Here is a 12,668-nt window from a genome sequence, read left to right on the forward strand (position 1 = left end):
AATGGTAGTAGGAGATTTCCCGATTGAAACAGATACTTTGGTAATTGGTTCAGGACCTGGAGGTTACGTAGCGGCGATTCGTGCTGCACAAACTGGTCAAAAGGTTGTTGTAGTAGAAAAAGAACACATTGGTGGAGTGTGCTTAAATGTTGGGTGTATCCCATCAAAAGCATTGATTTCTGTTGGTCACCGTTTCGAACAAGCAAAGCATTCTGATGATATGGGTATTACAGCAACTGACGTAAAAATTGACTTTTCAAAAGCACAAGCTTTCAAGGATAGTGTTGTAAAGAAACTAACTAGTGGAGTATCTGGCTTATTGAAAGGGAATAACGTAGAGGTTGTTAGTGGAGAAGCTTATTTTGTAGATGCGAATACTGTTCGTGTAATGGATGAGTCTTCTGCTCAAACATATAAATTCAAAAACGCTATTATTGCAACTGGATCTCGTCCGGTTGAAATTCCAACTTTCAAATATACAAAACGTGTGATTAACTCAACTGGCGCATTAAACCTTGAAGAAATCCCAGGGAAATTAGTAGTAATCGGTGGAGGATACATCGGAACAGAGCTTGGTTCTGCTTATGCAAACCTTGGTTCTCAAGTTACGATTATCGAAGGTGGAGACGATATCCTAGCTGGTTTCGAAAAACAAATGACTACTATCGTGAAAAAAGGCTTGAAGAAAAAAGGCGTAGATGTAGTCGTGAAGGCTTCTGCTAAAGGTGTAGTAGAAACAGAAACAGGCGTTACTGTTACTTACGAAGCTGGAGGAGAAGAAAAATCAGTGGAAGCTGATTATGTATTAGTAACTGTAGGTCGTCGTCCAAACACAGACGAAATCGGCTTAGAGGAGCTAGGCATCAAATTTGCTGAGCGCGGTTTACTTGAAGTAGATAAACAATGCCGCACAAGCATTCCAAACATTTATGCAATTGGAGATATTGTTGCTGGTCCTCAATTAGCACACAAAGCTTCTTATGAAGGAAAAGTTGCTGCTGAAGCAATCGCTGGTCAATCCTCTGTTGTAGATTACCTAGCAATCCCAGCAGTATGCTTCACAGATCCAGAACTTGCTACAGTAGGTTTATCTGAAGCACAAGCAAAAGAGCAAGGCTTTGACGTAGTAGCAGGGAAATTCCCATTTGGTGCTAACGGCCGTGCGCTTGCATTAAATGCTGCAGAAGGCTTCGTGAAGCTTGTTTCACGTAAAGAGGATGGTTTATTACTTGGTGCACAAATTGTAGGTCAAGGAGCATCTGACATGATTGCTGAGCTTGGTCTTGCAATTGAAGCTGGTATGACTGTAGAAGATATTGCGATGACTATTCATGCTCACCCAACATTAGGTGAAATTGCAATGGAAGCTGCAGAAGTGGTAATGGGTCACCCAATCCACATTATCTCTAAATAATTTATTTCACATAAGGGTACGGAGAATATTTTCTCCGTACTTTTTTTATTGCCTAAAATAGGAACAAGATAGACTAGTGGTAGCACGGGTATATTTGGGTATTAATAAGCTGCATGTATGCTTGTTTTTTGTCCAAAATATAGGGAATGGAGAATATATACACTGTCACCTGGGAAACTACATTGGTAAAATGAAGAAAGAGAAGGGAAGGAATACATATGAAAAATGCAACTAAGATGTTATTAGCAGCTTTGTTACTAGGGTTAGGGGCTTGTAGTGGTGAAGAAGCAAAAGAGGTGGAAGAAAAGCCACAAGATACAATAACTACTTCTCAAGAGCTTGAAACAGAACAAGTTGTAGAAAAAGAGACTGTAGAGGAAGAGCCACCTGTAGAACAAGTGGAAGAGCTCTATGAACTTAATCCTGCCAACTGGACGCTAGATCCTATTGCGGATGCTGATCCCGAGGTTGTACTAATGACGATTGACGATGCGCCTGATAAGCATGCAGTAGAAATGGCCAAAACATTAAAAGAGTTAGAGGTTCCTGCCATTTTCTTTGTAAATGGACACTTCCTTGATTCGGAAGAAGGACAGAAGAACCTAAAGACAATCCATGAGCTAGGCTTTGCTATTGGTAATCACACGCAAACTCATGCAAATCTGAAAGATAGTACCGAGGAACAGCAACGAAATGAAATTTTGGAGTTAAATAAAACAATCGAAGAGATTATCGGTGAAAAGCCCAAATTCTTCCGAGCTCCATTTGGTGCAAATACAGATTTTAGTAAATCACTTGTAAAGCAAGAAGGCATGATCCTCATGAATTGGACATATGGCTACGATTGGGAAAAACAATATATGGATGCCGAGAGCTTAGCAGAAATCATGGTAAATACACCTTATTTAACAAATGGTGCAAATCTCCTGATGCATGATAGAGAGTGGACAGCGGCGGCCTTACCGAAAATTGTGGAAGGTCTTCGAGCAAAAGGCTTTGGCTTTGTCGACCCTAAAACAATTAAAGGACTTTAAACAGGCAGTAACAAGCATTTACGATTCTACTTATAGTAGGGAATCGTAGGTGCTTTTTTATTAGGCGTTGATTGTAAAGAACCTGTCTACCCAGGGTTAGCTAGATCAGGAGCGGTAGCTAGCAATTTGGTTGACATTCGCAAGTAAATCTACTGGAACCGCAAGTAACCTCATCACGAGCGCAAGTAACCGGTCCGCCTCCGCAAGTAACTGAATTGCAAGCACACGTATTGTTCAACAAACCGCTTGTATTGGAAAAAGCATGGGAATGCTCTCCACTTTTTGCAAGCGAAAAGTGACCATTTCCCAAAAAAACTGTCTACCTAGGCCGTTTTCTAAACGAACTATATTCATAGACAAGTAGGCAGAATAAGCGTAAAATATTTTCTATTCTTACATAATAATGGAGGGGGAACTTTTCGAGGTCTTATATGAAAAAGATAGTATTCATCCTATTTCAGATTGTATTTTTATATCTATTCTCTTTCTTAGGAACGTTGATTGTGGAGATGCTTTCTATTCCGTTTCCTGGAAGTATGCTTGGACTGATTTTATTGTTTATCTGTTTACAGCTGAAAATTATTCCTGTTAGCTATATAAAAGATGGAGCAGGATTTTTGTTAGCATTTCTTGCTCTTTTCTTCGTTCCAGCTACTGCGGGAATTATGAAATATCCTCAATTTCTTTCTTGGACTGGAGGACTTATGCTATTTTCTTTGATTGCAAGTACGATTTTCACTATTTTTATAACGGGGAGAGTGTGTGAGTTCTTTTTGAAGAAATGGGCGAAGGAGGAAACGGCTTCATGACAGCTATCGTGGTTATTTTAGGGACCATTCTTCTGTATGTGGGTATGACGTATGTATATAGAAGATTTACTTATCCGTTGCTTCTGCCCATTTTAACGACGACTACTATAACCGTCATGATCTTGAGTTTGCTAGATGTTTCCTATGAGACGTATATGTCAGGTGCTAAATGGATTGACGGAATGCTTGGGCCGGCGGTTGTTAGCATGGCATATCCGCTCTATATACATAGAGAGAAGCTTCTAAAGTATCTACCGACTTTAGTGATGAGTGTTTTCGTTGCATTGCTATCTGGCATGATTAGTATAACTATTTTATCTAAGATTTTTTCTTTCGAAAAAGAAGTTTTACTCTCGTTTTTACCCAAATCCATTACTTCCCCTGTAGCGATGCCAATTAGTGAAAGTATTGGTGGTCTCCCTACGTTGACAGCAGTTCTAGTAATTATCGCCGGGCTGATAGGAGCTTTATTTGGACCTCTATTATTTAGATATGGTGGGATAGAAAGTGCAGTAAGTCGAGGGATCTCTATGGGGAGTGCCTCTCACGGAATTGGGCTAACTAAATTGAACGAATATGGTGAAGAAACCTTAACGATGGGAACGGTAGGAATGACGTTAAGCGCTATTTTTGGAGCTTTCGTTTCACCGCTCTTTGCGTTAATTTTATGAAACAAAAAGTATTTCGAAATAGCAAAGGCTATGTTTTCTAATTATTCTACAAAAATGTCATTCTAATAGATGATTACATCTAAAAACACCTACGATTTTTTATCATAGGTGTTTTACTTTTGACCGTCTAAAACTTCTCATTAAAATATCGGCTGTTGCTCTTTAATTACATGAATCATCTCTAAGGTATCGTCCTCGGGGCCTTGAACCGGTAAACCAGCCTCAAGGTTCATATGGATATAATTTATATTATTTTGAGTAATTATTTCCCCGGGAATAAAAATAGGAATCCCAGGAGGATAGACCATAACAAATTCAGCAGAAATTCTGCCGGCTGCCTTGGCTAAGGGAATGGCCTCGGTTGTTGCATAGAATGCATCTCTTGGAGACATAGCGAGACCAGGGATTTCAGGTAATGTTACAGAAGGCTCCACAACCGCTGCTTCTGATTCGTGTGCAGCTACCATTCTAGTAAGAGCGTTTACTAGTAAGTTTGCCTCTTTTTTTGTATCTCCTAAAGTAATTAAACACAAGATATTATATAAATCGGATAGCTCCACTTCAATGTTTGCTTTTTCTCGAAGCCATGTTTCCGCCTCGTAACCGGTGATTCCTAAATTTTTCACGCTAATTAATAGCTTTGTAGGATCCATATCATACGTTGCGGATGTTTTTAAGATTTCTTCTCCCACACATCGGATATGGGGGATTGCATTGATTCTTTTTCTTGTATCCTTTGCTATTCTAATGGCATCACCAATCAAATCTTCTCCATGAATGGCAAGCTGTCTTCTAGCAGTATCTAAAGATGCCAAAAGCGGATAGGAAGTGGACGTCGTTGTAAGCATGGACAAGATCGATTGTACTCTTTTAGAGGACACCAACCCTTCTCGTACGTTTAGCACGGAGCTTTGCGTCATTGAGCCACCTAGCTTATGCACAGAGGTCGCAGCCATGTCTGCTCCAGCTTCCATCGCAGAGATCGGTAGCGCTTCGTGGAAATGAATATGAACCCCATGAGCTTCATCGACAACAACAGGAATGTTTTTGGCATGTGCTAAATCAACAATCTTCTTTAAATCCGCTGCCAGACCGAAGTATGTAGGATTAATCACCAAAAGTCCCTTAGCGTCTGGATGTGCTTCCAGTGCCTTTTCTACTGACTCTACAGAAATTCCATGGGAGACACCAAGCTCTTGGTCTACCTCTGGATGAATAAACACAGGGATCGCTCCCGCAAAAACGATTGCAGACATAATAGATTTGTGTACGTTCCTAGGTACGAGTAGCTTGTCTCCGGGTCCGCAAATAGTAAGTATCATCGTCATAATTGCACCACTTGTTCCCTGTACAGAGAAGAAGGTTTCATCTGCTCCAAATGCTTCTGCAGCTAGCTGCTGAGCTTTTTTTATTGCTCCTTTTGGAGAATGTAAATCGTCCAGTGGAGCAATATTGATTAAATCTATAGAAAGGATATTATCGCCGACAAATTCACGAAATGCAGGGTCTACTCCTTTTCCTTTTTTATGACCAGGTATATGAAACTGGATAGGGTGTCGATTTCGGTGCTTTAAAAGCGCATCGAAAATAGGAGTTTCTAATTGTGACAATTCTTATACCACCTCTATACGGAAATTTTTATTCTACTAATATAATTGGAACTTTTTGAAACAAGAGAATTATAGCATTTCAGGAAAAGTATTACTATAAAAATGTTAGTATTTGAAACCTGCTAAAGGATTCTTTACACTGATGAAAAGGGGGAAAGACTATGACATTCCAAACGAGAGTTACAGAGTTGCTGCAAATAAAATATCCAATCATTCAAGGTGGTTTAGCTTATTTGGCATATTCTGATCTTTGTGCAGCTGTTTCTAATGCGGGAGGACTTGGCCAAATCACTGCCATGAGTTTAAAAACTCCTGAAGAGCTGCGAGCGGAAATTCATCGAGTTAGGACGCTAACGGATAAGCCGTTCGGAGTAAACTATGCGATTGGACAAACAGGAAAACCATATGAGCATATGTTGGAAGTAGCGATAGAAGAAGATGTCCCTGTCATTTCTATGACTGGTGGAAACCCTGCTCCTTTATTAGAAAAGCTGGCAAATACCAAGATTAAAAAATTAGTGCTTGTTGCGGCAAAGCGTCAAGCGAAAAAGGCAGAGCAATTAGGTGCTGATGCAGTAATGGTAGTTGGTCAGGAAGGTGGAGGTCATCTTGGAAGAGATGACGTAGGATCAATGGTATTAATTCCTCAGGTAGTAGATGCCGTATCTATCCCCGTCATAGCTTCGGGTGGCATAGCGGACGGCCGTGGCTGGATGGCTGCGCATGCGTTAGGAGCAGAGGGCATCGAAATGGGTACAAGATTTATTGCAACAAAGGAATGTATCCATGCATCTGAGGCCTATAAACAAGCCATATTAACGAAAGAAGAAAATGATACGGTCGTTATAAAAAGATCGTTAGGAGCGCCAGCAAGGGCCTTAAAAAACGAATGGACCGATAAAATCCTGAAACTGGAGCAAGAAAACCCTACTTATGACCAGCTGAAGGACTATATAAGTGGAGAAGCTAATAAGCAATTCATTTATAATGGCTTAGACAATCAAGGCTTCGGCTGGGCAGGTCAAGCGATTGGGATGATAAAGGATATTCCGACGACGGAGGAGCTTATCCATAGGATGGTTCAGGAAGCAACAGACATACGCAAAAAATGGAGTCTATAGGAGAGATGAAGACATGGAATATAGCTATCCTTTTTCATTGGATTGGTCAACGAAAGAAATAGTGGATGTTGTCCAATTTTTTGAAGCAATAGAGGATGCCTATGAAAAAGGCATTAAACGAGAGGTACTAATGGAAAAATATAGACGATTCAAGGAGATAGTTCCTTCGATCGCTGAGGAAAAAACATATTTTCGCGACTTTGAAAAAGAGAGCGGATATGCAAGCTACCCAATTATTAAAAAGATGAAGGAATCAGATAATAATACGATAATCAAAGGGTAAAATGAAAGGCGTTCCAAAGTTCACCATGCTTCTGGAACGCCTATATTTTTTAGAGATTATGTAGAGGTTTCTATTCTTGATTATTTCATTTGAATCATTGTTTTATAAATCGGAAGAAGTTTATCAAAGGTGTCTTCTGCGATAGATAAGAATTCTTCTTCGCTTAACTTGATCGCTTGTTCCCTTGGTATATGCTTTCCAACTAGGAACTCTCCTTTTTTCACATCGCGTAATCTAATTAAAAGCTCCTCTACACCGTCTTTTCCTGCTTCTTGGATAGGAAAGGCTTCTGGCTTCATATGATCGCCTGAAACGATAAAATCTTCAGGTAATTTAGCAAAGAGATTTTGTTTGCTTAGTAAGCGCTCTGCAATCCCCTTTTTGTCAGGAGCTTCATAAATAACTGCCAGGATAATAAAGAGGTGAGATCCCCATAAACCAATTTGGAAATGTGGTAAAGCCTTGTAGCCTCGTTTATACGGTGCAAAGGCAACCCAGCTATCCTTTGGTGGATTGACTGAACGTCGTGCGTGTTTAGCGACATGTGGGAAATATTCATCTCCTAATACTCCTGAAAAGTAACCGCTATAAACTTCCCCTAATTTCTCAAATTTGGGGCGAATACGTTCAATTAAAGCGGTCATCCTATTTTCTAAGCCCTCTATTTCGAATACTTCAAAGTCTGATTTGTTCCAAAAAGTTTTGTTCATATCATGGCTCCTTTCACTTTCTATGTTTATTTTAACGAATTTATGGGTAAAAATCTTGTAAGTAGTTAAATTAATTTAACACATATCGACCAGTTGCATAATGTAAAATAAAAGTTCTAAATATTCAAGAAATTATAGTGGAGAAAGGTGTGTTAACTATGAGACAGGTTGTGCATATTATCCGAAAATATGACATGGAGAAGGAAAAAATCCAGACCTTGAAATTAGAGTTGGATTACCAGCTTGCAACTTTATATGAGGCCATGCAAAACAACGATGAGGAAGAGATAAGCGATACCAAGGAGCAGCTGAAAGAAATTCACAAGCTGTTAGAAGAGCTTAATGCACTCGACTGACACTAATAATAAAAGACACCATGCTAGTAAACGACAGCAGGTGTTTTTTTCTTTATACTAGAAGAAATGGTTGTAGAAGGGGAGCTGTCGATGAACTTACATTCTTTAGATAAATATGCAAAATCGCTGATTAAACAAGCAGCTAATAATATACGGCATTCGTTTTCTTCCGAACTTATTATTGAATCAAAAGAAGCAGCAAATGACTTAGTAACCAATATCGATAAAGAAACCGAACAGTTTTTTATTCGCCATATTCGATGTGATTATCCAGACCATCGCATTTTGGGAGAAGAAGGGTTTGGGGATACCTTTACTGATTTAAAAGGGTATGTATGGATACTCGATCCGATTGATGGAACTACTAACTTTATTCATTTTAAGCGAAACTTTGCGATTTCTTTGGGGATATACAAAGATGGGGTTGGGATACTCGGGTATATTTATAACGTGATGGAGGATGAGCTAGTAAGTGCCACAGCTAATGAGGGTGCTTATGTGAACGATATTAGAATTCCTCCTTTAGAAAGCACGACAGTGGACCAAGCGATTATCGGGGTTAATGCTAGTTGGATTGCTCCTAATCGATATATTGAGCATGATGGAATGCTTGCACTACTTCGGGATGCACGAGCTACTCGGTCACTGGGATCTGCTGCTATCGAAATCTCTTATGTAGCAACTGGTAAGTTAGATGCTTATATGTCGATGCGGTTAGGCCCGTGGGACGTGGCAGGAGGCATGGTCATTGCCAAAGAAGTAGGGGCAATAGTTTCAACCTTGGTGAGTGAATCTGTCAATCTATTAAAGAAGGGCTCCTTCCTAGTTTCGAAGCCTGGCTTACATGAGCAATTGTTATCTGAATATATTTTATGGAAGAAATAAAAGAGGCAAGGTAATGGGAGATACCCTGTTTGGTGCAGAAATAAGAAAGCACTTATGATTTTTTATCATAAGTGCTATTCATTCAATTTGACTCTATAGATGATTGGAGTCTATAACAAGCCCTTTTCTCTCATTTGCTTCTTTGTTTTAAAGCCAAAGCCCATTACTACACACAACAAGACGATGAAAAGGATGATCAGTGGTATATTGCGTAGTGCAACAGCTACTCCAATCAAGGCCATAGAAAGCATTGCACCTAGGGAGAACAGAACGAAAATCCATTTAATATTACCCATTTATGTTAACCTCCAAAAAAATAGTGAAAAAAATTATTACTTTAATCTCGCTTGTGATATAATAACACAGTTATGGAGTCGAAAAAAGAATATGGAGTGGAAATATGACAAAATTACGTCAAGATTTAAGAAACATAGCTATTATAGCACACGTTGACCACGGAAAAACTACATTAGTTGACCAATTATTAAAACAATCTGGTACGTTCCGTTCAAATGAGCATGTAGAAGAAAGAGCAATGGACTCTGGTGATATTGAGCGTGAGCGTGGTATTACGATTCTAGCGAAAAATACAGCCATTCAATATAAAGATACCAAAATCAACATTTTGGATACACCTGGACACGCTGACTTCGGAGGAGAAGTAGAGCGTATTATGAAAATGGTAGACGGTGTTCTATTAATCGTAGATGCATATGAAGGTTGTATGCCACAAACTCGATTTGTGTTGAAGAAGGCTCTTGAGCAAAACATCAAACCTATCGTAGTGGTAAATAAAATTGACCGAGACTTTGCTCGTCCTGCTGAAGTGGTAGATGAAGTGCTTGAATTATTCATTGAATTAGAAGCAAACGACGAACAATTAGAATTCCCTGTTATCTATGCATCTGGTATTAATGGAACAGCGAGTCTTTCAGATGACCCTGCTGATCAAGAAGAAAACATGCAAGTTATTTACGATGCAATTGTAGAACAGATTCCTGCACCAGTGGATAATAGTGAGGAACCACTTCAGTTCCAAGTATCATTACTTGATTACAATGACTATGTTGGTCGTATCGGTATCGGACGTGTCTTCCGCGGTACTATCGAAGTTGGACAGCAAGTAGCTCTAATGAAATTAGACGGCTCTGTAAAGAACTTCCGTGTAACAAAAATCTTTGGCTTCTTAGGATTGAAACGAGTAGAGATTCAAAAAGCTTCTGCAGGAGATTTGATTGCAATCTCTGGTATGGAGGATATCAATGTTGGAGAAACCATTTGTCCAATCGAGCACCAAGAGGCTCTACCGATTCTTCATATCGACGAACCGACTCTACAAATGACGTTCCTTGTGAATAATAGTCCATTTGCAGGTCGTGAAGGAAAATGGGTAACTGCTCGTAAGATTCAAGAACGTTTGGATGCACAGCTGCAAACGGACGTATCTTTACGTGTAGATCCAACAGATTCTCCGGATGCTTGGGTTGTATCTGGTCGTGGAGAATTGCATTTATCTATTTTAATTGAGAACATGCGTCGTGAAGGCTTTGAGCTTCAAGTTTCCAAGCCAGAGGTTATCGTGAAGGTCATTGACGGGGTTCGTTGTGAGCCAGTAGAACGTGTTCAAATAGACGTGCCTGAAGAAAACGTTGGATCAATTATTGAATCTATCGGTGTACGTAAAGGTGAAATGCTAGATATGATCAATAACGGAAGCGGCCAAGTACGTCTTATCTTCTTAGTGCCAGCTCGTGGATTAATCGGTTATACAACAGAATTCCTTACCCTAACTCGTGGTTATGGAATTATCAACCATACTTTTGAAGAGTACAAGCCAATGGCACCTGGTCGTGTAGGAGGCAGATCTAAAGGGGTTCTTGTTTCAATGGAAACAGGTGCAGCATCTACTTACGGAATTCAAGGAGTAGAAGATCGTGGAACTATCTTCGTAGAGCCAGGAACAGAAATCTATGAAGGAATGATTGTTGGAGAGCATACACGTGATAATGACTTAACAGTGAATATCACAAAAGTGAAAGCAGCAAACAACATTCGTTCTGCTAATAAAGAACAAACAACAACACTTAAGAAGCCTCGTCTAATGTCTCTAGAGGAATCTCTAGAATATCTAAATGATGATGAGTATTGTGAAATAACACCTGAGTCAATCCGCTTACGTAAAAAAATTCTTGATAAGAATGAGCGCGAACGTATGGCGAAGAAAAAGAAATACGCTGAACAGGAATAGTAACTGAAAGGGTGTAGAACCTTGGAGGAGCAGCAATTTGTTTTTGGTAGGATGTCAAGCATCGCTAGATATATCTATGAAGTAATGCCAAACTTCGATGTGGCTGGTTATGTATTGTTTTTCATCGTCTTTTTGTTATCCGTGATTGTTTATAAGCTAGGCTTTGCCAAAAAGCTGAAATTTAGCCAAAACGTAGTGATTTATATCTTCTTAGTTTTGGGATGCTTAATGCTAACGTTCCTAGCCTTTTTCCTTCCAGTAGTAGAAGGATTAATCGTAGCAGCATTGATCTTGATTATTTACAAAACACGAATGAAGCTAGAAAAAAGAGGCACAGCTTCTTAAGAGAAAGCACTAGAATCCTTGGATTTTAGTGCTTTTTCGTATGAAAATAGTAAGTGAAATCTAACTTGGGTAGTAAAACGGTGATTTGAATTTAGAATGGGAATATATTGGTGAAAATATTTTGTGACTGGTAGTTACTAGTCGAAAAGGATGGACCGCTACCACTTAGCCAGCTAGACAGCTTCTTTGGGAAGGCATTCCCATGTCTCTTCAAATACATGTGGTCGTAGAGATAATATGTGCGCCTGTGAGTTGGTTACTTGCGGAGGCGGAGCCTTTACTTGCAGTCGTGATGAGGTTACGTACGGTTCCAATAGATTTACTTGCGAAAGTCAACTTTTAGGCTCGTTTTACCAATAGAAAACCACATCCTCTTTTTAGATAAAGAGGGTGTGGTTATTTTGGGTTAGAAATCGTTTTCTATTAAACGTGAGCTTCTGTAGAAGTAGAAGTTCCCAGTTGCTAGACGTTCTTTCGTTCTTTCTTCAATACGTTGGTGACAAATAGTGCACATATACGTATGAATGGGGCGATTTCGAAGCTTTTTAGCTAGAGGTAGGTCGTGTGGTAGCTCATCGATTTTATCGCAAATGACACATTGTACCTTCATTTCATCAGCTCCTACTCTACACGAAATGCTGTGATTTGTTTGATGGGATTATTAAGGTTTGAACCGTCTTTATAAATAATATGGACAGGTCCATCCTCCTTTAAAGGCTTTCCTTTGTGACTAAATTTCATGAGAATACTGTCTAAATCATCTAGCGCAAGCTTATGCTCTCCATTAGCCGTTTCAATGACTAAAGTAGTTGTGTCTTTATTTGGTTCTGCGTTTAAGATGAATTGCTTTAAATCAATTCCATAGGTATTGGTTAGTAATTTTGTTCTTTCATATTTCTTTTCGGACTTTAAAGTAGGAGGAAATACGGCTCCTTCTATAATTTCACGAGACCAATGGGCAGAGGTGACTTTTGTATATTCTTCTGACTCATCTTTATACTCGTATTTTCCTTCGAAGTATTCATCTAAATCTATTTTACGATCATCAAAGATCCAAACCGATGGGTCAAGTGTAATACTAAATTTCACTGCACCCTTTATAGGAATGATAAATTCCATCAAAATTGCCTCCTTCATCTTTCTAGTTATAAGTATACAAGGAAATTGAAAACTTCTAAAGAA

At 39.3% G+C, this 12,668-nt stretch carries 16 protein-coding genes; 11 read left to right on the plus strand and 5 right to left on the minus strand.

Going from position 1 to position 12,668, the window contains the following annotated elements:
- Window position 1: 1 nt before the first annotated feature.
- The 4 genes from lpdA to AC1ECF_RS13705 all read left to right on the plus strand — a co-directional run bounded on the left by lpdA (window position 2) and on the right by AC1ECF_RS13705 (window position 3,928).
- Window positions 2-1,414 carry a dihydrolipoyl dehydrogenase gene (lpdA, locus tag AC1ECF_RS13690; RefSeq protein ID WP_480389993.1) on the plus strand — a complete coding sequence of 471 codons (1,413 nt, stop codon included), beginning with the start codon at window positions 2-4 and terminating at the stop codon, window positions 1,412-1,414.
- A gap of 218 nt (window positions 1,415-1,632) precedes the next feature.
- Entirely contained in the window at window positions 1,633-2,448 is an 816-nt protein-coding gene (locus AC1ECF_RS13695) for a polysaccharide deacetylase family protein (RefSeq protein ID WP_480389994.1), read from the plus strand.
- A 431-nt stretch (window positions 2,449-2,879) separates the two neighbouring features.
- Window positions 2,880-3,257 (plus strand): CidA/LrgA family protein, encoded by a 378-nt coding sequence (locus tag AC1ECF_RS13700; protein ID WP_480389995.1) that lies wholly within the window; start codon window positions 2,880-2,882, stop codon window positions 3,255-3,257.
- Entirely contained in the window at window positions 3,254-3,928 is a 675-nt protein-coding gene (locus AC1ECF_RS13705) for an LrgB family protein (protein ID WP_480389996.1), read from the plus strand. Before AC1ECF_RS13700 ends, AC1ECF_RS13705 begins: the two co-directional genes overlap by 4 nt.
- A gap of 140 nt (window positions 3,929-4,068) precedes the next feature.
- Here AC1ECF_RS13705 and AC1ECF_RS13710 read toward each other — a convergent pair whose 3' ends face one another.
- Window positions 4,069-5,538 (minus strand): aminotransferase class I/II-fold pyridoxal phosphate-dependent enzyme, encoded by a 1,470-nt coding sequence (locus AC1ECF_RS13710; RefSeq protein ID WP_480389997.1) that lies wholly within the window; start codon window positions 5,536-5,538, stop codon window positions 4,069-4,071.
- A 161-nt stretch (window positions 5,539-5,699) separates the two neighbouring features.
- Between AC1ECF_RS13710 and AC1ECF_RS13715 the strand changes: the two genes are divergently transcribed.
- The gene (locus AC1ECF_RS13715; RefSeq protein WP_480389998.1) at window positions 5,700-6,659 is read left to right on the plus strand and encodes an NAD(P)H-dependent flavin oxidoreductase; all 960 of its coding nucleotides are present in this window, start codon (window positions 5,700-5,702) and stop codon (window positions 6,657-6,659) included.
- 13 nt (window positions 6,660-6,672) lie between these two features.
- On the plus strand, window positions 6,673-6,942 hold the full coding sequence (locus AC1ECF_RS13720) for a UPF0223 family protein (protein WP_480389999.1): 270 nt from the start codon (window positions 6,673-6,675) through the stop codon (window positions 6,940-6,942).
- A gap of 80 nt (window positions 6,943-7,022) precedes the next feature.
- Here the strand turns inward: AC1ECF_RS13720 and AC1ECF_RS13725 are convergent, their stop codons facing one another.
- Window positions 7,023-7,652: a YktB family protein gene (locus AC1ECF_RS13725; RefSeq protein WP_480390000.1), complete on the minus strand. Its 630-nt coding sequence runs from the start codon at window positions 7,650-7,652 to the stop codon at window positions 7,023-7,025.
- 158 nt (window positions 7,653-7,810) lie between these two features.
- Here AC1ECF_RS13725 and AC1ECF_RS13730 point away from each other — a divergent pair, with 158 nt between their 5' ends.
- Window positions 7,811-8,008 (plus strand): hypothetical protein, encoded by a 198-nt coding sequence (locus AC1ECF_RS13730; RefSeq protein WP_480390001.1) that lies wholly within the window; start codon window positions 7,811-7,813, stop codon window positions 8,006-8,008.
- A 90-nt stretch (window positions 8,009-8,098) separates the two neighbouring features.
- Window positions 8,099-8,893 (plus strand): inositol monophosphatase family protein, encoded by a 795-nt coding sequence (locus tag AC1ECF_RS13735; protein ID WP_480390002.1) that lies wholly within the window; start codon window positions 8,099-8,101, stop codon window positions 8,891-8,893.
- Window positions 8,894-9,003: 110 nt separating this feature from the next.
- Here AC1ECF_RS13735 and AC1ECF_RS13740 read toward each other — a convergent pair whose 3' ends face one another.
- On the minus strand, window positions 9,004-9,189 hold the full coding sequence (locus AC1ECF_RS13740) for a YlaF family protein (RefSeq protein ID WP_480390003.1): 186 nt from the start codon (window positions 9,187-9,189) through the stop codon (window positions 9,004-9,006).
- Window positions 9,190-9,293: 104 nt separating this feature from the next.
- Here AC1ECF_RS13740 and typA point away from each other — a divergent pair, with 104 nt between their 5' ends.
- From typA to AC1ECF_RS13755, 3 genes are all read left to right on the plus strand, one after another.
- Entirely contained in the window at window positions 9,294-11,141 is a 1,848-nt protein-coding gene (typA, locus tag AC1ECF_RS13745) for a translational GTPase TypA (protein ID WP_480390004.1), read from the plus strand.
- A 21-nt stretch (window positions 11,142-11,162) separates the two neighbouring features.
- Window positions 11,163-11,486, plus strand: coding sequence for a YlaH-like family protein (locus AC1ECF_RS13750; protein WP_480390005.1), 324 nt, complete (start codon window positions 11,163-11,165; stop codon window positions 11,484-11,486).
- A gap of 202 nt (window positions 11,487-11,688) precedes the next feature.
- A complete protein-coding gene (locus tag AC1ECF_RS13755; RefSeq protein ID WP_480390006.1) occupies window positions 11,689-11,829 on the plus strand; it encodes a hypothetical protein in 141 nt (46 codons plus the stop codon).
- Window positions 11,830-11,892: 63 nt separating this feature from the next.
- Here the strand turns inward: AC1ECF_RS13755 and AC1ECF_RS13760 are convergent, their stop codons facing one another.
- Window positions 11,893-12,096: a YlaI family protein gene (locus AC1ECF_RS13760; RefSeq protein WP_480390007.1), complete on the minus strand. Its 204-nt coding sequence runs from the start codon at window positions 12,094-12,096 to the stop codon at window positions 11,893-11,895.
- An 11-nt stretch (window positions 12,097-12,107) separates the two neighbouring features.
- Complete coding sequence (locus tag AC1ECF_RS13765; protein ID WP_480390008.1) at window positions 12,108-12,605, minus strand: P-loop NTPase family protein; 498 nt, start codon at window positions 12,603-12,605, stop codon at window positions 12,108-12,110.
- Window positions 12,606-12,668 lie beyond the last annotated feature (63 nt).

This window comes from Psychrobacillus sp. Z3-81 (assembly GCF_056620325.1).